General features: G+C 70.5%; 20 protein-coding genes and 3 tRNA genes. 5 read left to right on the forward strand and 18 right to left on the reverse strand.

Features of this window, described 5'->3' with window-relative positions:
- Positions 1 to 135: 135 nt before the first annotated feature.
- The 3 genes from AC2DFQ_RS10815 to AC2DFQ_RS10825 form a co-directional block, all read right to left on the reverse strand.
- Positions 136 to 858 (reverse strand): hypothetical protein, encoded by a 723-nt coding sequence (locus tag AC2DFQ_RS10815; RefSeq protein ID WP_484533897.1) that lies wholly within the window; start codon positions 856 to 858, stop codon positions 136 to 138.
- 119 nt (positions 859 to 977) lie between these two features.
- Positions 978 to 2,444, reverse strand: a complete 1,467-nt coding sequence (cls, locus tag AC2DFQ_RS10820; protein WP_484510163.1) for a cardiolipin synthase — start codon at positions 2,442 to 2,444, stop codon at positions 978 to 980.
- 65 nt (positions 2,445 to 2,509) lie between these two features.
- Entirely contained in the window at positions 2,510 to 2,698 is a 189-nt protein-coding gene (locus AC2DFQ_RS10825) for a hypothetical protein (RefSeq protein WP_484510162.1), read from the reverse strand.
- Between the two features lie 143 nt (positions 2,699 to 2,841).
- Here AC2DFQ_RS10825 and AC2DFQ_RS10830 point away from each other — a divergent pair, with 143 nt between their 5' ends.
- Positions 2,842 to 4,017 carry a DUF4192 family protein gene (locus AC2DFQ_RS10830; protein WP_484533898.1) on the forward strand — a complete coding sequence of 392 codons (1,176 nt, stop codon included), beginning with the start codon at positions 2,842 to 2,844 and terminating at the stop codon, positions 4,015 to 4,017.
- Positions 4,018 to 4,023: 6 nt separating this feature from the next.
- Here AC2DFQ_RS10830 and lysS read toward each other — a convergent pair whose 3' ends face one another.
- From lysS to tilS, 14 genes are all read right to left on the reverse strand, one after another.
- The gene (lysS, locus tag AC2DFQ_RS10835; protein WP_484510160.1) at positions 4,024 to 5,565 is read right to left on the reverse strand and encodes a lysine--tRNA ligase; all 1,542 of its coding nucleotides are present in this window, start codon (positions 5,563 to 5,565) and stop codon (positions 4,024 to 4,026) included.
- Positions 5,566 to 5,640: 75 nt separating this feature from the next.
- Positions 5,641 to 6,498, reverse strand: a complete 858-nt coding sequence (panC, locus tag AC2DFQ_RS10840) for a pantoate--beta-alanine ligase (RefSeq protein WP_484510159.1) — start codon at positions 6,496 to 6,498, stop codon at positions 5,641 to 5,643.
- Entirely contained in the window at positions 6,495 to 7,220 is a 726-nt protein-coding gene (locus tag AC2DFQ_RS10845; protein ID WP_484533899.1) for a Rossmann-like and DUF2520 domain-containing protein, read from the reverse strand. Before AC2DFQ_RS10845 ends, panC begins: the two co-directional genes overlap by 4 nt.
- Positions 7,217 to 8,782, reverse strand: coding sequence for a PH domain-containing protein (locus AC2DFQ_RS10850; RefSeq protein WP_484533900.1), 1,566 nt, complete (start codon positions 8,780 to 8,782; stop codon positions 7,217 to 7,219). Before AC2DFQ_RS10850 ends, AC2DFQ_RS10845 begins: the two co-directional genes overlap by 4 nt.
- Positions 8,779 to 9,375: a PH domain-containing protein gene (locus tag AC2DFQ_RS10855; protein WP_484533901.1), complete on the reverse strand. Its 597-nt coding sequence runs from the start codon at positions 9,373 to 9,375 to the stop codon at positions 8,779 to 8,781. Before AC2DFQ_RS10855 ends, AC2DFQ_RS10850 begins: the two co-directional genes overlap by 4 nt.
- On the reverse strand, positions 9,323 to 9,814 hold the full coding sequence (locus AC2DFQ_RS10860; RefSeq protein WP_484510155.1) for a DUF3180 domain-containing protein: 492 nt from the start codon (positions 9,812 to 9,814) through the stop codon (positions 9,323 to 9,325). The genes AC2DFQ_RS10855 and AC2DFQ_RS10860 overlap by 53 nt, the downstream gene beginning before the upstream one ends.
- Positions 9,811 to 10,302: a 2-amino-4-hydroxy-6-hydroxymethyldihydropteridine diphosphokinase gene (folK, locus tag AC2DFQ_RS10865; protein ID WP_484510154.1), complete on the reverse strand. Its 492-nt coding sequence runs from the start codon at positions 10,300 to 10,302 to the stop codon at positions 9,811 to 9,813. Before folK ends, AC2DFQ_RS10860 begins: the two co-directional genes overlap by 4 nt.
- Positions 10,299 to 10,712 (reverse strand): dihydroneopterin aldolase, encoded by a 414-nt coding sequence (gene folB, locus AC2DFQ_RS10870; RefSeq protein WP_484533902.1) that lies wholly within the window; start codon positions 10,710 to 10,712, stop codon positions 10,299 to 10,301. Before folB ends, folK begins: the two co-directional genes overlap by 4 nt.
- On the reverse strand, positions 10,709 to 11,509 hold the full coding sequence (gene folP, locus AC2DFQ_RS10875; RefSeq protein WP_484510152.1) for a dihydropteroate synthase: 801 nt from the start codon (positions 11,507 to 11,509) through the stop codon (positions 10,709 to 10,711). The genes folB and folP overlap by 4 nt, the downstream gene beginning before the upstream one ends.
- Positions 11,506 to 12,096 carry a GTP cyclohydrolase I gene (gene folE, locus AC2DFQ_RS10880; protein WP_484533903.1) on the reverse strand — a complete coding sequence of 197 codons (591 nt, stop codon included), beginning with the start codon at positions 12,094 to 12,096 and terminating at the stop codon, positions 11,506 to 11,508. Before folE ends, folP begins: the two co-directional genes overlap by 4 nt.
- 2 nt (positions 12,097 to 12,098) lie before the next feature.
- Entirely contained in the window at positions 12,099 to 14,102 is a 2,004-nt protein-coding gene (ftsH, locus tag AC2DFQ_RS10885; RefSeq protein ID WP_484510613.1) for an ATP-dependent zinc metalloprotease FtsH, read from the reverse strand.
- Between the two features lie 138 nt (positions 14,103 to 14,240).
- Positions 14,241 to 14,990: an SDR family NAD(P)-dependent oxidoreductase gene (locus AC2DFQ_RS10890; RefSeq protein ID WP_484533904.1), complete on the reverse strand. Its 750-nt coding sequence runs from the start codon at positions 14,988 to 14,990 to the stop codon at positions 14,241 to 14,243.
- Between the two features lie 182 nt (positions 14,991 to 15,172).
- Positions 15,173 to 15,724: a hypoxanthine phosphoribosyltransferase gene (gene hpt / locus AC2DFQ_RS10895; protein WP_484510149.1), complete on the reverse strand. Its 552-nt coding sequence runs from the start codon at positions 15,722 to 15,724 to the stop codon at positions 15,173 to 15,175.
- Between the two features lie 10 nt (positions 15,725 to 15,734).
- The gene (gene tilS, locus AC2DFQ_RS10900) at positions 15,735 to 16,754 is read right to left on the reverse strand and encodes a tRNA lysidine(34) synthetase TilS (RefSeq protein WP_484510148.1); all 1,020 of its coding nucleotides are present in this window, start codon (positions 16,752 to 16,754) and stop codon (positions 15,735 to 15,737) included.
- Positions 16,755 to 17,524: 770 nt separating this feature from the next.
- Here tilS and AC2DFQ_RS10905 point away from each other — a divergent pair.
- Positions 17,525 to 18,058, forward strand: coding sequence for an inorganic diphosphatase (locus AC2DFQ_RS10905; protein WP_484510147.1), 534 nt, complete (start codon positions 17,525 to 17,527; stop codon positions 18,056 to 18,058).
- A 60-nt stretch (positions 18,059 to 18,118) separates the two neighbouring features.
- Here the strand turns inward: AC2DFQ_RS10905 and AC2DFQ_RS10910 are convergent, their stop codons facing one another.
- A complete protein-coding gene (locus AC2DFQ_RS10910) occupies positions 18,119 to 19,510 on the reverse strand; it encodes a peptidoglycan DD-metalloendopeptidase family protein (protein WP_484533905.1) in 1,392 nt (463 codons plus the stop codon).
- Between the two features lie 280 nt (positions 19,511 to 19,790).
- Here AC2DFQ_RS10910 and AC2DFQ_RS10915 point away from each other — a divergent pair.
- The 3 genes from AC2DFQ_RS10915 to AC2DFQ_RS10925 all read left to right on the forward strand — a co-directional run bounded on the left by AC2DFQ_RS10915 (position 19,791) and on the right by AC2DFQ_RS10925 (position 20,106).
- Positions 19,791 to 19,863: transfer RNA gene (locus AC2DFQ_RS10915), tRNA-Glu, on the forward strand.
- Between the two features lie 29 nt (positions 19,864 to 19,892).
- A tRNA-Asp gene (locus tag AC2DFQ_RS10920) sits at positions 19,893 to 19,966 on the forward strand.
- A 67-nt stretch (positions 19,967 to 20,033) separates the two neighbouring features.
- Positions 20,034 to 20,106, forward strand: a tRNA-Phe gene (locus AC2DFQ_RS10925).
- Positions 20,107 to 20,296 lie beyond the last annotated feature (190 nt).

A 20,296-nucleotide genomic window follows, 5' to 3' on the forward strand; every position in this document is an offset into this window, starting at 1 on the left:
ACCGATCCGACGGCACAACTGCGGAGATGCTCGACGACTCGCCGTGAGGACGGCCCGCGAGGCGGCGTGTCGCGGGCCGCATCCGCCGTTGTGCACGGGGGCGACGAGGAGCCGGCCCGCCGATGGCGGTCCGGGTCAGGGGTGGCCGACGATGGGCACGCGGGCGCCGTCGTACGTGTTGCCCGAAAGGACGGCCTCGTATGCGGCGCCGGCGGGGACGCCGGGCACGTCCACCGCGGTCACGCGCGGCGCCATGTCGGCGGTGCAGATCTGATCGGCCGGCGGGCTGACGAAGGTCACCGAGATCTCGCCCGGCGCCGCGACCGCGGCGCTCTCCACCTGCGGTCGGCAGCTCGACGATCCCCACGTGAGCAGCGCGAAGACGTCGGACCCCGCCCATCCTGCGCTCGGCTGGCCCCCGTCCAGGCCCGTCCCGGGGGTGAGGCCCGGGACTCCGGCCAGCTCGGTCTCGCCGCGGTAGCCGGCCGCCTCGACCTCGACGCGCAGGTCCTGGGCGGAGTCGACACCGGCCGGAAGCGGCACGGCCAGCCCCTGCGGCACGAGGTCGTATGTGCACGCCCCGTCCGGCTCCATGACCGAGACCCGGAGAACCCCGTCCTCGTACGTCACATCGTCGGCGAACGGACGACAGGTCGAGGTCCCCTCGAGGAGAACTCCGACCATCGCCCCGCCGTCCAGCCACGCCGCGGCGACCTGTGCCGTCTCGGCGGTTCCCGTCCCGGCCGTTGCCGTGGGCGTTGCTTCGACCTCTCCGGATGAGGCGCAGCCCGCGAGCACGCCGGCGATCAGCACCGAACCCCCGAGAACGGCGAGGACCGAGTGGATGCGACGGGACATGAACGACCTCCGGATGCAGCGTGTGCCTCGCGAGCGGAAGCACCTTCCCATCCTTCCGAACGCGGCTGTGCGAACCCGCCGGATCCGGTAACACCCGGATCACGATCCGGGCGGGAACGCTACTGCAGGGCGGACGTGAGGCGGGCGAGGTTATCGAGCAGCGTCGAACGCAACGGCTGGTTCATCCACTCCTCGATGCTGAGTTCGCGGCTGAGGCTGCGGTAGGTGTCGGCGACCGACTCGAGGTCGCGCACGAACTCTTCCCCGCGCACCAGGAGCGAGATCTCCAGGTTCAGACCGAAGGAGCGCATGTCCATGTTGCTCGAGCCGATGACGGCGATCTCGCGGTCGATCATGATGCCCTTGGCGTGCAGGATGTAGGGCCGGCGGTACATCCACACCTTCACCCCCGCTCGCAGCAGCGCCTCGTAGTAGCTGCGCTGGGCGTGGTACACGAGGGCCTGATCGCCCTCTTCCGAGACGAACAACTCGACGACCACCCCGCGCTGGCACGCGGTGGTGACTGCCAGGAGCAGCGCCTCGTCGGGCACGAAGTACGGGCTGACGATGACGATCCGCTCCTTGGCGGCGTAGAGCATCCCGAGGAAGAGCTTGAGGTTGTTCTCGAAATCGAATCCGGGCCCCGACGGCACGATCTGACAGTCGAGGTCACCCGGCCCGGGAGACACGCGGAACAGGTCGATCTCGTCGGAGAGGATCTCGTCGGTCTCGCCGTACCAGTCGGAGAGGAACACGGCGTTGATGCTGGCCACCACGGGGCCCTCCACGCGCACCATGAGGTCGACCCAGTGCAGTCCGCGCCGGATGTTCTTGTGCAGGTTGTAGCTCGAGTCGGTGACGTTCTGCGACCCCATGTACGCGACCCGTCCGTCGACGACGAGGAGCTTGCGGTGGTTGCGGAGGTCGGGTCGCTGGTAGCGGCCGCGCAGCGGCTGCACCGGCAGCAGGAGGTGCCAGTGCGCGCCCATGGCCGTGAGTCGACGCAGCGTACGGCGGTAGTTCGGCTTTCCCCGGTTGGCCCAGTGGTCAAGCAGCACGCGCACCACCACTCCCCGCGCCGCGACCTCTTCGAGCGCGCGGAAGAAGTTGTCGGTCGCCGCATCGGATTGGAAGATGTAGAACTGGACGTGCACGTAGCGTTCGGCCTGCCGGATGGTGTCGGCCATCGCATCCAGGCTCGTCTGGTAGTCGGAGATGACGGTGGCGCCGTTATCACCGGCGATCGGCATCGCACCCAGGTTGCGGTTGAGCTGGACGAGGTCCCGGAACCAGTGCGGGGCGTTGGGCCGGAGCGTTCCGAAGTCGAGCGAAGCGCTCGTCTCCCGGATGTAGTCGTTCAGGGCCGACTGCTTGCGTCGGAGCTTGCGCGGAAGGCGCGGGTTGCCGATCAGCAGGAACAGCAGCACCCCGACGTAGGGGATGAAGTAGATGGCCAGCAGCCACGCCATCGCCGCGGTGGGGCGCCGGTTACGGGGGACGACGATGATCGCGGTGATGCGGATCGTGACGTCCACGATGAGAGCCACGACCACCCACCACGTGGCATCGAAGGTGACTTCGACCACCGAAACCCCCCGCCGGAAACCCTCCCAGCGTACCGAATCCCGGAGACGCGACCTGCGAGGCGCCGTCAGCGCTCTGAGGGTGCGGGAGCCGGGGGAAGTCCGCGCTTGGCACGCTCCGCGGCCTCGACGCGCGCGTACGCCTTCCGTTCGGTGCGATCCATGCGCAGGATGCTCCGGAGGATGAAGAAGAACAGCACGGTCACCACGACGGTCGGCAGCAGCGCCCACACCACGGCGGTCCAGTAGCTATCCACACCCCCAGGATACGCCGACTCCGCTGTCCGCTCGCCCGGAGAGCGGCCGCACCCTTCCTCCCCAGGCCCGTCGACGGAGCATGCATCCACCGATCACTCCCGCTCGCCTTCCTCGAGCGGGGCCGCGCCCCATCGTGGTGGGCATGACGACCATCTTCCGGGCGGCCAGCGCCGCCGACTTCCTGGCCCTCGTGCCGCGCCTGCTCGGGTATCGGCCCACCCGGAGCCTCGTGCTCATCCCTTTCGACGGCAACCGCACCCTCGGTGCGCTGCGCCTGGACCTGCCCGCCCGCTCCGATCCGGTCGAGCTGGAGCGGATGAGTTCGACCATCATGGGGATGGTCTGCAAGGTCAGCCATGCCGACGCCGTAGCCGTGGTCGCCTACACCGACGCGACGCTCGCCGGCGCCGAGGGGCTGCCGCACGATGCCGTAGCAGGGGCGCTCCTGTCCTCCGCGGACCGGTGCGGATTGCGCGTGAGCGAAGCGCTGTGCGTGGCCGCGGACGGATGGGGGTCGTACCTGGACCCAGGATGCCCCGGCGGCGGACGTCCGCTGGCGGAGATCCCGTACGACCATGAGGGGTTCGGGAACGAGCCGATGCCCGCGCACGACCAGGCGAGCGGCGCCGACCTCCCGGCGGTCGACCTCGCCGAGAAGGAGCGGGTCGGGAGCGCGTTCGCCGAGATCGAGGCGGCGATGGAGGCGCTGTTCGGGGCGGATGAGCGGCGGGCCGATCCGCGGATCCCGCCGCCGGCCCTGGTCACCGTGTGCCGCATGGACGACGTACCGCTGCTGTTCGAAGAGGCCCTCGCGCGCGACCCGGGGGAGCTCGACCCGTATGAGGCCGCCGCGCTCGTGTGGTGCCTCATGCGTCCCGGCCTCCGCGACGTGGCGCTGGTCCAGTGGACGCGAGACCTGGAAGCCGGGGACGAAGCCTTTGAGGCGCAACTGCGTTTCACCGAGGGCGAGACCTACCCCGAACATCTGGCGGCGCCGATCTGGGGCGACGCGCCCTCCCCTGACCCCGACCGGTTGCAGGCGGCGCTGTCTCTCACGCGCAGGCTCGCGGCCGCGGCGCCCCGCGACGCGCGGCCGGGGATCCTCGCCGCCGCCGCGTGGCTGGCCTGGGCACTGGGACGCTCCACGCACGCCGGACGCTACGCCGAACTGGCCCGCGAAATCGATCCCGACCACGTCATGGCCGGCATCGTGCTGACCTTCGCCGCGAACGGGCACCTACCCGAATGGGTCTACCGGCGTTCGGTGCCGCGCGACCCGGTCACACGGCTCATCGACTCGCGAGGCATCGAGTCGTGAGCGGGATCACTTCACGAGCGGGAAGAGGATCGTCTCGCGGATGCCGAGCCCGGTGATCGCCATGAGCAGGCGGTCGATCCCCATGCCCATGCCGCCGGTCGGGGGCATCCCGTGCTCGAGCGCGCGCAGGAACTCCTCGTCGATGCGCATGGCCTCGTCGTCGCCGCGCGCGGCCAGCAGCGCCTGCTCGGTGAAGCGCTCGCGCTGGATGACCGGGTCGATGAGCTCGGAGTATCCGGTCGCCAGTTCGAACCCGCGCACGTACAGGTCCCACTTCTCCACGACCCCCGGCATCGAGCGGTGCTCCCGCACGAGCGGGCTGGTGTCCACGGGGAAGTCCATGACGAAGGTGGGGCGGGTGAGGCCGCCCTTGACGAAGTGCTCCCACAGCTCCTCGACCCACTTGCCGTGGGTGGGGTGCGGCGGCTCATCGACACCGGCGTCAGCGGCGAGCGCGCGAAGCTCCTCGACGGGGGTCTCCGGCGTGATCTCCCGCCCGGCCGCATCCGAAAGAGACCCGTACATCGAGAGGCGGTCCCACTCGCCGCCGAGGTCGTAGACCGTGCCGTCCGCCCACGTGACGGTGGTGGAGCCGGTGACGGCAACGGCGGCGTTCTGCACGAGCGCCTGCGTCAGATCGGCGATGCCGGAGTAGTCGGTGTAGGCCTGGTAGGCCTCCAGCATCGCGAACTCCGGGCTGTGGGTGGAGTCGGCGCCTTCGTTGCGGAAGTTGCGGTTGATCTCGAAGACCCGGTCGATGCCGCCGACCACGGCGCGCTTGAGGAACAGCTCGGGGGCGATGCGCAGGTACAGGTCGGTGTCGAAGGCGTTGGAGTGGGTGATGAAGGGACGGGCGCTGGCCCCGCCGTGCTGCACCTGCAGCATCGGCGTCTCGACCTCGAGGAAGCCACGCTCGGCGAAGGTGGCGCGCAGGCTCGCGTTGACCTTGGCCCGCGCCACGACGGTCTCGCGGGCGCGGTCGCGCACGATCAGGTCGAGGTAGCGGCTGCGGACGCGGCTCTCTTCGCTGAGCTCGGTGTACATGTTCGGCAGCGGCAGCACCGCCTTGGACGCGATCTGCCATTCGTCGACCATGATCGACAGCTCGCCGCGACGGCTGGAGATCACCTGCCCGGATACGAACACGTGGTCGCCGAGGTCGACCAGTTCCTTCCACGCCTGCAGGGACTCCTCGCCGACGACGGCGAGCGACACCATGGCCTGGATGCGGCTGCCGTCGCCGGCCTGGAGGGACGCGAAGCACAGCTTTCCGGTGTTGCGACTGAACACCACCCGTCCCGCGACGCCGACGGTGACACCCGTCTCCTCGCCCGCTTCGAGCGCGTCGAAGCGCGCCCGGACGGCGGGGATCGTGTCGGTCACCGGCACGACGACCGGGTAGGGCCCTCCGGCAGCATCCGCGCGTTCGTGCAGCAGGCGCTCGCGCTTGGCCAGGCGCACGGCCTTCTGCTCGAAGGCGTCGTCCAGCTCGTTCTGCTGAGCGTCATCGTTCGGGGTGTCGGCGGCGGATGCGGGCACGTCGGTCATCGGCGGGGGCTCCTCGGGATTCGCATCCAGTCTAGGTGGGCCGGTTTCCCGGCCTTCGCCCTGCAGACAGCGCGGTCAGGGAACGTAGATGTCGGTGTTGTCGACGAAGCGGTGGCCGCCCACGGTCGCGGCGATCAGCACCGTCGCCCGGCCGGCATGCCCTTCGTCCACCGGCAGGAACGTGGCGGGGTCGACGATGCTCAGGTAGTCGAGCCGGATACGCGACTCGCCCATGAGCGTCGACTGGGCCGCGGCGATGCAGGCATCCACGCCCCGATCGGCGTTGGATGCCGCCGCATCCAGCGCCTCGGTCAGTCGCGCGGCCGCGCGACGGTCGTTGTCGTCCAGGAGCCCCACCCGGCTGGAGACCGGCAGGCCGTCATCGGCGCGCACGGTCGGCACCGTGGCGACCTCGATGCCGAACTTCAGGTCGCGGATCATGCGCTGCACGAGGAAGACCCGCTGCAGGTCGCGCTCCCCGTACAGGGCGATGTCGGGCCGCACGAGGTGGAACAGCAGCGCCTCCACCGTGAGGAGCCCGTCGAAGTAGTACGGCCGGGAGCGTCCCTCGTAGCGCAGCCCCAGGTCGCCCGCGCTGATCCGCGTCGTGGCAAGGCCCGCCGGCAGCAGCTCCGCCGCATCGGGGGCGAAGACGATGTCGACCCCCAACGACTCGAGCAGCGCGAGGTCTTCCGCCGGGCTCCGCGGGTACGCCGCGGCGTCGTCGGACGTGCGGAAGCGCAGCGGGTTCACGAACGTGGACACCACGACGACATCGGCGCGCTCGCGCGCCAGGTGGACCAGATCGATGTGCCCGTCATGCAGGGCGCCGAGGGTGGAAAGGAGAGCGACCGTGGGCGCCGGCTCCTCGGTGCGGGATGCGGCTCTGGCCTCGGCCAGTCGGGTGCGCAACCCGTCGACGGTGCTGATCATCCGTCGATCGTAGCCTCCGGCGGCAGGGTGTCCGGGCCGGCGGGCGCCCCCTCGGCGAGCGCCTGGTCCACCGTCGATCGCACCAGCGCGGACAGGTACCCGCCGGGGTTGTCGATCCCGACGCCCGCGAGGAGCCCCGATGCCTGCCGGACGATCGAGCGGGAGAAGTGCGTCGCGGTGGCGATGGCCTCGGCGTATGCGGGCCGGTCGGCTTCCGCGATCACGACGGGTTCACAGCCGAGCTCCACCGCGAGCGCCTGGGCGATCGGCAGCACCGGGGCGGGAGCGGTGACGGCGGCATAGCTCTCGGTGAGCTGGCGGAGGTCCATGGATGTCCCGGTGAACGAGATCGCCGGGTGGATGGCGAGCGGGATGGCGCCTCCGCGGAAAGCCGGCCCCAGCACCTCCACGCCGTACCCGGGGTCGACGTGCAGGACGAGCTGGCCGATCTGCCACGCGCCGAGTTCGGCGAGCCCCGCCACGAGCGTCGGGAGCTCGAGGTGGGGAACGGCGATCACCACCAGCTCGGCGCGACGGACCACCTCGTCGGCGTCGAGCGTGGGGACGCCCGGCAGCAGCGCATCCACGCGGTCGGGGTCGGAGCCCCCGGTGATGCCGACCACGGCGTGGCCGGCGTTGCGGAGCGCCGCGCCCACGACCGGGCCGACGCGTCCGGCACCGAGAATCCCGACGCCGAGCCGTCCGTCGCGGGCCGGGCTCACTGCGCCCACCGGTGGCTGCGGTCGCCGGCCGCCGCGGCGACGATGCCCTCGGCGGCCCCGGCGAACGCCCGCAGCGCGTCGTCGCGGTCGAGGATGCCGACGGTCGCAGTGACGGTTCCGGGAACCACGTGCGCGGTCAGGTTCGCCAGGCTCAGTGCTCGGTCGACGGGACCCTGCGTGATCCCGATGCTCTGCATGCGGGCCAGCGGGAAGACCCCGAGCGCCCGCCACACGAAGCCGCGACGCAGGAACAGCGCGTCGGGGGTGAGGAGGTAGCCGTTGCGCCGCCACGACAGCGGGCGCAGCAGACGCGCGCGGCGGGGCGTGGTCACGTAGGGGTCTTCCTCCGCCGGCCCGAGGATGCCCTGCTCGAACACGTGGGCGAGTTGCTCCTCGGGGAGCGCCGGCAGGAGCAGCCGGAAGACCCGCTCGACGTCGGCCCGCGTGCCCACCGGCAACACCGTGGTGAACTGATCGGCTGCGGCCTCCGCCATCGCACGCCCCGAAATGCGGGTGACCGTGATCGACCACCAGCCGAATGGCCGCCACAGGAGAGGCTGGCGCACCTCGAGCGCATGCACGCGGCCGGGCGGCAGGATCTCACTCACGGTCGTGAACACCCCGAATGTGACGCGGACGCCGCTGGGGGTGGGGGCGATGGAGTACCGCAGCGCCCGGACGAACGACCTCGCCCAGTACGCGGCGAAGCCGATCACGGCCGGGACGAAGACGAACAGCAGCCACGGGACTCCCGCGACGGCGCCGACGATCACGACGACGAGGAACCCCAGCAGTGCCAGCGTCGACCCGCTCAGCACACGGGATGCGGCGAGCCGGCCGGGCGGGATGTGCACGACCGATTCGACCTCGGTCCCATCCGCATCCTCGCCCTCGATGAGTCCGGTGATCCCGGCACCGACGACCGTGGCGGCCTGCTGGATGCGCGACCCCCGCGGCCGCTCGGCACCCGGAGTGCCCGCAGCTGCAGCCAGACGGCGGCCCGAGGCCAGGCGAAGGATGTCGGTGCGGATCGTTTCGGCGTTCGGGATGGACAGGTACTCCAGCTTGACGTTCGAATCCTGCCCCGCGCCGATCACCTCGAGCTGGGCCAGGCCGAACAGCCGCGCGACGAGGGGGCGGGTGAGGTTGACACCCTGGACGCGGTCGAGCGGGGCGCGGCGATGGGTGCGGAAGAGCACGCCGCTTTGCACATCGACGTCCTCCCCGGTGATGCGGAAGGTGTGGAAGCGCCACGAGATCCAGAACACGACGACCAGGACCACTAGGACGGCCAGCAGCACCCCGCCCGCCAGCAGGAGGAGGTTGTTGCGGAGCAGGTAGTCGACCGGGTCGGCGGGCGCGTCGTCGCCGCGGGGGAAGCCGGGCACGAAGATCTCGACAAGTCGCTCCCGCAGGTTCGCCACGATGATGCCGACGATCACGAGGAGGAACAGCCCGCCGCGCAGGAGCGGGCTGAGGGGATGCATGCGATGCCACTCGCCGTCGCTCAGCGGCGAGCGCACCTCCGCGACGGGCGGGGCGGTGACGGGGGCGTCGCTCACAAGCCCGTCCGGCGGGTTTCGGCGACCTCGACGAGCGTGTCACGCAGCTGCTCGGCCGCATCCTGCGGGAGTCCGGGGATCGTGACGCCGGTGGTGGCCGCGGCGGTGACGAGCTTGAGCTGCGCGATGCCGAAGCCGCGGTCGAGCGGTCCGTGGGTGATGTCGATGAGCTGCATCCGCCCGTACGGGACGGCGACCATCCGCTGCCACAGGATGCCGCGGCGGAACACCAGGTCGTCGCGGCGGAGCTGGTAGCCGTACGAGCGCGCCTGGCGCGGGGTGATCACCAGCGACGCCACCGCGATGACGGTGAGCACTCCGGCGGGGATCCACACCCACGTCTGCGAGAGCCACAGCTGGAGCACCAGCGCAGCGACGAGCACGAGCAGGAGGAAGACGCCCGTGGAGATGAGCTGCACCCAGACGTAGGCGCGGGCGAGCTGATGCCAGACGCCGTCGCCCAAGGGAAGCCGGCCGGGCGCGCGCGGCTCGCGGATCTGCGGGAAGGTCCCACTGTCCAGCACGTCGTCCTCGGTGAGCTCAGCGGCCGGAGGGTTCGAGTCCGGGGGAGGTGTTCCCGGGCTGATCGTCATCGTCGTCCTTCCGGATGGTGCAGAGCTGTTCGGCGACGAGGCCGCCGGCCACGAGGAGCGCCCCGCAGACCGCCGTCGCGATGACCGTCCCCATCGAGCCTAGCGACGGCACGACCGGTCGGGTGAGGAGGAAGACGATGAGCCCGACCCCGAGACCGCCGACGACGGCGCCGACGATGCTGGAGGCCTTGGCGAGGATCGCGATGCGCAGCGCGCGGAACGGATTGACCGGACCGGGAATGCGCCCCCGGGTGGCCCGGAAGACGGGGATCGCCAGCACGATCACCGTGGCGCCGAGGAGCAGCAGCAGGATGGGGAGGCTCACCGATGGCGTGAACGTGGGTCGGCCGGTGGCGCTGAGGATGTTGTCGAGGAGGAAGCCCGCACCCGCCCCGATGACGGCGGCGAGGATCAGGCCCCCGGCGCTCGTGCGCTTCACGACTGGCCCCGCAGCCGGTCATGGAGTTCGCGGACGGAGCCGACCCCGGGAAGTTGTGCGTCGCGGTCGATGTCGAGCCAGGGAGTGAGCACGAAGTCGCGCTCGGCGGCGCGCGGATGCGGGAGCGTGAGGCGAGGATCGGTCGAGATGATGTCGCCGTACGCGATGAGGTCGAGATCGAGGGTGCGGTCGCCCCACCGTTCGCGGCGCACACGCCCGTGCGCCGACTCGATCTCATGCAGGGCGCCCAGCAGCACCGACGGTGCCAGGCGCGTGCGCACGAGGGCGATGGCGTTGAGGTATCGCGGCGCATCCTCGTCTTCGCCCGACGCGGTCATCGCCACGGTCTCCATCGCTCCCGATGCCCGGACCTCGGGCGTCAGCGGCAGCGCGGCCAGTGCCGACAGCGCCGCTCCGAGCGTCTCGGCGCGGTCGCCGAGGTTGGAGCCGAGTGCCACCACCGCCACCGTTCCGTCCTGTGCGCTCATGCCCGCTCCGTGGAGAATCCGGCCGGCCGCGTGCGCGGGCGTGAGCGACGGAGGGTGACCGAGACGTCGGCGAAGGGTACGGGGATCGGCGCCGCGGGCTTGTGGACCGTGACGGTCACCACCTGCACGCGGTCATCGGCCAGGACGACGTCGGCGATGCGCTGCGCCAGGCGTTCGAGCAGGTTGACCGGCTCCCCCGCGACGACGGCGACGACCCGCTCCGCCAGTTCGCCGTAATGCACCGTGTCGGCGATGTCATCGGATGCGGCCGCGGCGGCTGTGGCGATGGCCAGGGTCAGGTCGACGACGAACTCCTGACCGTCGCGCCGTTCGTCGGGGTACACCCCGTGATGCCCGAATGCCCGGAGGCCGGTGAGGGTGATCTCGTCGACGACGTCTTGCGTGCTCATGCTCCGCTGCCTTCCCAGTACTCCGCCACGCGCAGGGCGTCGCGGGTGGCCGCCACGTCATGGACGCGCACGGCCCATGCCCCCGCCCGCGCGGCGAGGACGCTCGTCACGGCCGTGGCGAGGTCACGACGCGGCAGGGACGCGTCCCCACCGAGCGCCTCCGCGAGGAACCCCTTCCGGCTGGTGCCGACCAGGACGCGCGGTCCGAGGCCCGTCAGCTGCGGCAGGGCACGCAGCACGTCCCAGTTCTGCGCGCCGCGCTTGCCGAACCCGACACCGGGGTCGAGGATCATCCGGGACGGCGGGATGCCCGCCGCCGCGGCGGCCGCCATCCGGGCGAGCAACTCGTCGGCGACTTCGCGGGCGATGTCGCGGTAGGTCGCATCGGCGTACATGTCGTCGGAATGGCCCCGCCAGTGCCCGAGCACCACATCCGCTCCGGTCGAGGCGACCGCCGGAAGAAGCTCCGCGTCGGCCAGGCCCCCGGAGACGTCGTTCACGATCCGCGCGCCGGCGTCGACCGCCGCCAGGGCCGTGGAGGCGTTCATCGTGTCGATGCTCACGGTGACGCCGGCATCCGCGAGCGCCGCGATCACCGGCAGCGCGCGCTCCTGCTCGGTGCGTACGGGGGTGCGCCCGGCGCCGGGCCGCGTGGATTCCCCGCCCACGTCGATGATCGAGGCGCCCTGCGCACGCAGCTCGAGGCCGTGCGCGATGGCCTGGTCGGGGTCGGCGAACCGGCCGCCGTCGCTGAACGAGTCGGGGGTGACGTTGACGATCCCCATCACGAGCGTCATGCGCGGGGGCTTCCGATCAGCGTCATGAGCTCGGCCCGGGCCGCGGGTTCGGCCAGCTCGCCGCGGGCGGCGATCGTGACCGTGGACGACTCGGTCTGCCGTGCGCCACGCATCGTCACGCACTCATGCACGGCGTCGAGAACCACGAGCACGCCGCGTGCATCGAGCGACGACGCGATGACGTCGGCGATCTGCTCGCCGAGGCGCTCCTGCACCTGGGGTCGCGAAGACAGGATGTCCACCACCTTGGGGAGCGCTCCGAGGCCCACCACCTGCTCCCCCGGCAGGTAGGCCAGGTGCGCACGGCCGCGGAAGGGCAGGAGGTGGTGCTCGCAGATGGAGCGGAACGCGACCTCGCGCAGCAGCACGGCACCGGAGGGCAGGGTGTCGGGCGCCGGCCCCCGGGTCACCGAGATGGTGTGCGCGAGCGGGCTCGCCGCATCCTCCCCCACCCCGGAGAAGAACTCGGCGTAGGCGTCGGCGACGCGCTGCGGTGTCTGACGTAGCCCGGGGCGATCGGGGTCCTCCCCGATCGCCTCCAGCAGGTCGTGAACGAGTTCGGCGACGCGGTCGCGATCGACGGCCACGCCTACGCCGTGGCCGGCCGCGCCTGTCCGCTCGGACGGCGGCGCGGGGCCTTCTCGGCCTTCGGCTCCGCCTCGACGGAGGCGGCGACCCCGGCGGGCTCGCCGCGACGCGGCACGTCCACCGGCGGAAGAGCCGACACGGGCCGTTCGCTGCTGGACAGCCACTGCGGACGCGGCGGCAGTCGCTTGATGTCGGCGAAGATCTCGGCGAGCTCGATGTGGTCGAGCGTCTCCTTCTCCAGAAGCTCCAGGGCGAGCCGATCGAGGATCTCGCGGTTGGCGTTGATCACCTCGTACGCCTCGTTGTGCGCCTGTTCGATGAGCGCACGCACCTGGCCGTCGATCTGTTCGGCGATGCGCTCGCTGAAGTCGCGGCCGTGACCCATGTCGCGGCCCATGAACACCTCGCCCGAGGAGGAACCGAGCTTGACCGGCCCGACGTCCGTGGTCATGCCGTATTCGGTGACCATCTTGCGAGCGATGCCCGTGGCCTTCTCGATGTCGTTGGAGGCGCCGGTGGTGGGGTCGTGGAAGACGACCTCCTCCGCGACGCGGCCGCCCATCGCGTAGGCCAGCTGATCCTGAAGCTCATTGCGGGTGACGGAGTACTTGTCATCCAGCGGCAGCACCATCGTGTAGCCCAGGGCCTTGCCGCGGGGCAGGATGGTGACCTTGGTCACCGGGTCGGTGTGGTTCATCGCCGCGGCGGTGAGGGCGTGGCCGCCCTCGTGGTACGCGGTGATGAGCTTCTCCTTGTCCCGCATGACGCGCGTGCGGCGCTGGGGTCCGGCGATGACGCGGTCGATGGCCTCATCGAGTGCGCGGTTGTCGATCAGCTGCGCATTCGAGCGCGCCGTCAGCAGAGCGGCCTCGTTCAACACGTTGGCCAGGTCGGCGCCGGTGAACCCCGGCGTCTTGCGGGCCACGACCTCGAGGTCGACGCTGTCGGCCAGCGGCTTGCCACGGCCGTGTACTTCGAGGATCTTCTTGCGACCCTGCAGGTCCGGAGCATCCACGCCGATCTGCCGGTCGAAGCGGCCGGGCCGCAGGAGAGCGGGGTCGAGGATGTCGGGACGGTTCGTCGCGGCGATGACGATGACGTTGACCTTGGGGTCGAAGCCGTCCATCTCGACGAGCATCTGGTTCAGTGTCTGCTCGCGCTCGTCGTGGCCGCCGCCCATCCCGGCACCGCGGTGACGCCCGACGGCGTCGATCTCGTCGATGAAGATGATCGCCGGGGAGTTCTCCTTGGCCTGGGTGAACAGGTCGCGCACGCGGCTGGCGCCGACACCCACGAACATCTCGACGAAGTCCGACCCGGAGATGGAGTAGAAGGGCACGCCCGCCTCGCCGGCGACGGCGCGCGCGAGGAGGGTCTTACCCGTTCCGGGAGGGCCGTACAGGAGGACGCCCTTCGGGATGCGGGCGCCGACGTTCTGGAACCGCACGGGGTCCTTCAGGAAGTCCTTGATCTCCTGCAGTTCCTCGATCGCCTCATCCGCGCCGGCGACGTCCTGGAACGTGACGGTCGGGCTCTCCTTGGTGACGAGCTTGGCCCGCGACTTGCCGAACTGCATGACGCGGCTTCCGCCGCCCTGGGCGCTGGAGAGCAGGAACCAGAACAGCAGACCCAGCAGGATCAGCGGGAGCATGAGCGACAGGAACCCGTCGAACCAGCTCGGTCGCGGGACCAGGTCGTTGAACCCGTCGGAGGGTTCGGCCGCGTCGATCGCGCGGACCACCTCGTCGGCACGGGCGGTGACGTAGTAGAACTGCACATCGGTGGCGCCCTCGAAGGCCTCCGACAGCACCATGTCCACACGCTGGTCGCCGTCGGTGTTCGTCACCTCGCTGACGGTGTCGCCGCGGAGGAGCTCGAGCCCCTGCTGCGTGGTGATCTGCCGAGCACCGTTGAGGTTGGTGATGAGGGAGAACCCGACGATCAGGAAGATCCCGATCAGCACCACATACAGGATCGGGTTGCGCGTGAGCTTCTTGAAGTCCATGGTTCGGGCGGCGCCCATGACCCTTCCATCTGAGGACCCGCCGATGAGGCGGTGGATTCAGGGTATCGCGGGCTCCCTATGCCGGGACTGTGCATTCGCCCACGGCGTACCGCGACCGGATGGCGCGAGCGCTGCGGGTCACCAGGGGACGGGTCCGTCCTCGCTGGAGAACGTGCCCGTCGGGCCGTCGGGACCGAGAAGGGCCATCTCGACCACGTGGCGGGCGCCTTCTTCCACCGTCTTCGTGCCTTGGAAGTTGTTCAGCGCCGTTGCGGTGAAGCCCGGATCGGCGACGTTCACCTTGATCGCGGTCGACTCCAGCGCGATAGCGAATCCGAGCGTCGCCGCGTGCAGCGCCGACTTCGTCGTCGGGTAGATGCCGAACAACGGCCGCTCGGGATTGTCCGGGTGGGAGTTGAGGGTGAGCGAGCTCCCCGAGCTTCCGACACTGACGATCCGCGCCGCGGGGGCTTCCCGCAGCAGCGGCAGCATCGCCTGCGTCACCGCGATCGGGCCGATGACGTTCGTCTCGAAGAACTGCCGCACCACGTCGATGGGCACCTCGGTCAGCAGCCCGGCCTTCGCCCGGTCTTCCAGGGGCATGCGGGGATCGCCGAGGAACGAGGCCCCGGCGTTGTTGACCAGCACGTCGAGCCGCCCGAACTCCGAGCGCACCCACTCCGCGGCCGCGGCGATCGACTCGGCGTCGGTCACGTCGAGTCGGACGGCATAGGCGCGGCCCGCGATCTCCTCGACCGCGGCCTGCCCTCGACCCAGGTCACGAGAGCCGACGAGGACGACGAACCCGCGCTCGGCGAGCTCCTTCGCGACCTGCAGGCCGATCCCGGTGTTCGCGCCGGTGACCAGTGCGACAGGACTGCTCTCCACGGTGTTCCTCCCACGGGTCGCTCAGGGTCCCGGGTCGCTCAGGCGGCCCCGTCGAGCCAGTCTGCTGCCTGCGGGGCGAAACCGGAATCACTTTCCGTCCGCAGTTCGTGATCTTTCGTCCGAAGATGACGGTCGATCGACTCTCCGCGTGCTCGACCGTGCGGCCACTCGGGCGGGCAGGTTCAGCTGTAGACGTGCGGCGCGAGCACCGCGACATCCCGCAGGTTGCGGTAGCGCTCGGCGTAGTCCAGGCCGTAGCCGATGACGAACTCGTTCGGGATGTCGAAGCCGACGTACCGGCAATCGACGTGCACCTTCATGGCGTCGGGCTTGCGGAGGAGCGCGAGCACCTCGACCGATTCGGCGCCGCGCGAGGCGAAGTTCTCCAGGAGCCAGCTCAGCGTCAGCCCGGAGTCGATGATGTCTTCGACGATGAGGACGTGCCGGCCGTGGAGGTCGGTGTCGAGGTCTTTGCGGATCTGCACGACACCGCTCGAGCGGGTGCCGGTGCCGTAGGAGGACACGGCCATCCAGTCCATCTCGATGTGCCCCGGAAGCTGTCGGGCGAAATCGGCCATCACCATGACCGCCCCCTTGAGCACGCCGACGAGGAGGAGGTTCTTGCCCTCGTAGTCGACCGCCACCTGCCCGGCGAGCTCGCTGAGCTTCTCCTGGATCTGCTCCTCGGTGAGCAGGATGTCGGTGATGTCATCCGGAATGTCGGCGGCGCGCATGTTCTCGATCCTAAGCGGATGCGCCGGCGCGGCCTGAGGCGGTGAACTCGATGGCCCCGCCCACCCGACGGGCGCGGCATCCGGGCAGGTCGATCGCGCCCTGCCCCGACCACGCCGTTGCCAGCCGCGCGACCTCGAGCGTCTGGGCACGGCTGAGGCTCTGGCCGAACTCGCTGGCCACGACGTGGCGGATGATGCGGTGCCGGAGGGCCGCGGGGTTGGCGGCGAGCGCGGCCGCCGAGATGGAGATCCCGGCTTCGGCGTGCTCGACGAGGTCTTCGATCACCTCGTCGATCATGTCGGCGAACGCCTCGGCATCTTCCCGGAGCTGCTCGGCGGTGCGGGCCAGCGCCTCGGCCACCCCTGGGCCGAGTTCCGCCTCGAACACCGGCAGCACGCGGTCGCGCACCCGCACCCGGGCGTACCGGGGGTCGGCGTTGTGCGGGTCATCCCACGGTTCGAGGCCCTCGGCCGCGCACGCCGCGCGGGTGGTCTTCCGCCGTACGGCGAGCAGGGGGCGGAGGAGGGAGACGCCGTCGAACTCGCTGACGGGGGCCATGCCTTGGAGGCTCGCCGCCCCGGATCCCCGGGCAAGGCCCAGCAACACGGTTTCGGCTTGATCGTCGAGAGTGTGCCCGACGAGGACCGCGGCGGCGCGGTGTGCCCGGGCGGCTTCGGCCAGCGCGCGGTACCTGCTGGTGCGCGCGGCCGCCTCCGGGCCGCCGGCGCCCCCCACCGTCACGCCCACGACATGCGCCTCGAGCCCCATGCTCCGCGCCGCATCCGCCGCTCGCGCTGCGACCTCGGCTGAATCGGCCTGGAGCTGGTGGTCGACGACGATCGCGACAGCGCGGAGGCCGAGCTTGGGTGCCTCGAACGCGGTGGCTGCGGCAAGGGCGAGCGAGTCCGCGCCTCCCGACAACGCCACGATGACGCCCGGGTCGGCGGCGGCCGCGGGCGGCTCGAGCGCCTCCCGCACGGCACGGCGCACCTCGGCGACGGCGGGGGCGAGCGAGGGTCGGCGGTCCACGGCCCCACGCTACCGGGGCCGCGCGCAGCCCCGTTCGCCCTCAGCCCCCGGGCCGTACTCAGTCCGGATCGTGGCCGCAGCGCCCCTTCACCGGCGTGTCGCGGACGTTGCGCGATTTCAGGCTGAGTACGGTCCGCGCGGCACGAGGACGGGCGTGGCCAGCGTGCGGCCAGCGGCCAGCGCGGCCTGACTGCGGCCAGCGCGACCGGGGGTGCGGGCGCCCGGGCCGTACTCAGTCCGGATCGTGGCCGCAGCGCCCCCTCACCGGCGTGTCGCGGGCGTCGCGCGATTTCAGACTGAGTACGGTCCGCGACCGGAGGCCGGGCGTGGCCAGCGCGCGGCCTGGGGACGGTCAGCGCCCAGCGCGGCCTGACTGCGGCCAGCGCGACCGGGGCTGTCCGGACTGAGTACGGCCAGCGGGCGACCGGGGTACGCGCGCCCGGACCGTACTCAGTCCGGATCGTGGCCGCAGCACCCCCTCACCGGCGTGTCGCGGGCGTCGCGCAATTTCAGACTGAGTACGGTCCGCGACCGGAGGCCGGGCGTGGCCGGGGGTGGCCGATGCGCAAGCGAAACGGCGAGCATGGCCGATCCGCAACCGGAGGACGGGCATGGCCGATGCGCAAGCGAAACGGCGAGCGTGGCCGATGCGCAATCGGAGATCGGGCGTGGCCAGTGCGCGCGAGAGCGCCGCATTAGGCTGGTGCGCGGCACTTCCGCTGGCCGAGCGTCAGCTAACGAAGTCTCCCCACGATTGAAGGAGCACACGTATGGGCGCGTACGACGCCGTCATCGAGATCCCGCGCGGCAGCCGCGTGAAGTACGAGGTCGACCACGGCACCGGCCGGGTCTTCCTCGACCGCATCCTCTACACGGTGTTCGGCTACCCGGCGAACTACGGCTTCTTCGAGAACACGCTCGGCGAAGATGGCGACCCGCTCGACGTGCTGGTGCTCCTGGACCGCGACCTGTACCCCGGCATCCTCGCGAAGGTGCGGCCCGTCGGGGTCCTGAAGATGAGCGATGAGGCCGGCGGCGACGACAAGGTGGTCGCGGTGCTGTCGAAGGATCCGCGCTGGGATCACATCCAGGATGTCGGCGACATCGACGAGTGGACGAAGAAGGAGATCGCGCACTTCTTCGAGCACTACAAGGATCTCGAGCCGAACAAGTGGGTCAAGGTCGATGACTGGGCGGATGCGGCGGAAGCCGAGCGTCTCGTCGGCGAAGCGTTCGCGCGCTTCCAAGAGCACGAGGGCGAGACCCGCACGCAGGGTGCCGGCGAGGCCCCGAACTCGCTCTGACCTTCACGAACATACGAGAAGCCCGGCCGCATCGGCCGGGCTTCTTCGTGTCGGAGCGGGTCAGACCCAGACACCGCGGTCGCGGAGGAACGGCGCCGGGTTGATCGTGCCGCTGGAGGTATACACCTCGAAATGGAGGTGGCAGCCGAAGGAGTTGCCGGTCTGGCCGGTGCCGGCGATCTGCTGTCCCGCGTTCACCCACTGCCCGGAGTGGACGTAGATGCCGCCGCCGATGATGTGGCCGTAGCCGGTCGAGACGCCGTTGCCGTGATCGATCTTGATGTAGTTGCCGTAGCCGCCGTTGTATCCGGCATAGGTCACTCTTCCGGCGGAGGCTGCGAAGATCGGCGCCCAGCACCCGGCGCCGAAGTCGATGCCCAGGTGGTCTTTGGTCGAGCAGTAGCCGGGCGTGCACTGCTGGGAGCGACGGCCGTACCCGGAAGTGACGCTCGCGGAGGAGGGCCTCGCCCAGCCCGATGCGACGACCCCACCGCCACCGGCGGATCCCCCGCCGCCACCGCCGCCACCGCCACCGCCACCGCCACCGCCGCCACCGCCGCCACCGCCGCCGTTGTTTTTGCTGGCGGCCTGCTCGCGGGCACGGCGCTCGGCCTCTTCGCGGGCACGGCGCTCGGCCTCTTCGCGGGCCTTGCGCTCCCGCTCCTCACGGGCCTTGCGTTCGGCTTCCACGCCGGCCTGGTAGTCGGCGACCGTCTTGGCCGTGGTGTCCCTGAGCGCGGCGAGCTGCGCCTCGAGCGTCACCTGGTTGGCCTGCTGAGCAGCGAGCGCGGCCTGGGCCGCGTCCGCGGCCTGCTGCGCCGCGACCATCTTCTCCTCGGCCACCTTCTGCAGCCGGTCGCGCTCCGCGCGCATCACCTCCGCCTGGTCGCTGAGACTCTGCGCGCTGTCACGCGCGGTCACCGCTTGGGCATAGACCGACTGGTTCCGCTCGATGAGCTTGTCCATCGTCCCCAGGCGGTTGAGCAGGTCGTCAGCGGAGGCGGCCGAGCCGGCGAAGAAGAGGTCCAGGGACGCGCTGTCCCCACCGCTGCGGTACAGCTGCGCAGCAACGCGGCCGGCCTTGTTGGCCGCATCCGTGGCCTTGGCAGACTGCGCGTCGGCTTGCGCCTGCAGTTGATCGGCGTCGTACGCGGCCTGCAGATACGCCTGTTGCGCTTCGTAGTACTCGTTCGACCGCGCGACGACCTCGGCCTGGGTTCGCTGCACGTCGGCGGCGAGCCCCTGGATCAGAGCCTGGATGCGGGTGATCTCCGCGGCCTTGGATGCCTCATTCGCGCGTGCGCGCTCGACGTCGGCCCACGATGGGTATCCGGCAATGCCGAAGGCGGCGGGTACGAGCGGTCCGGCTGTGGCCCCGAAGAGCCCGATGCCCATGGCGCCGAGTGCTCCGAGGGTGAGGGCACCGCGGCGGTCGACCGATGGCCAGAGCATCCGTCGTTCCCGGGGACTGGGTGCACAGTCGCACTCCTCAGTGTCGAGACGGTCGAGCGTCACACAGCACCTTCCCTCTCCGCGGTAACTTCGACCACAGTAGCAACAGGAGTCACAAGAGCAACAGGTTCGCTGCGCCAACGCCGCGACATCCATGTTGGCCCCCCGAGCGGGGATATCCCTGCTGGACTCGCCCCCGATTGGCGGATCAGCGGGGGATTGCGTATGCTTGAGCGTCGGCAAGTGAGCACTGAGCCCGCGTGGCGAAGGGGTTCATTTCGGCCCCATCGTTTAGCGGCCTAGGACGCCGCCCTTTCACGGCGGTAGCACGGGTTCGAATCCCGTTGGGGTCACATTTCCACCGGCACAACTGAATAAGCATGGCCCTGTAGCGCAGTTGGTTAGCGTGCCGCCCTGTCACGGCGGAGGTCGCGGGTTCAAGTCCCGTCAGGGTCGCTCCGAGCGACGGGCCTTCTTTCGAGGAGGCCCTTCGTCTAGGACGTGGCAGCTTCGGATGCCACGCGGCTCTGTAGCTCAGTTGGTAGAGCGCACGACTGAAAATCGTGAGGTCACGGGATCGACGCCCGTCGGAGCCACTGGCCCTTTCTCAGGCTTCTACTGGGAAGGGGCCTTTTTCGTTGGCCGGCGCGACTCGCCGAGTGTGCCCCAGCGGGTCCGGCCGCCGCGAACCACTACGCGGCGTGCGATCGCGCGTGACCGGCAGACATTGGGACTCTGCACCGGGACTTCCGGCCCTGGGCCGATTCGGGGGTGCCGTCCAGAATC

This window comes from Microbacterium sp. Z11_20 (assembly GCF_057197605.1).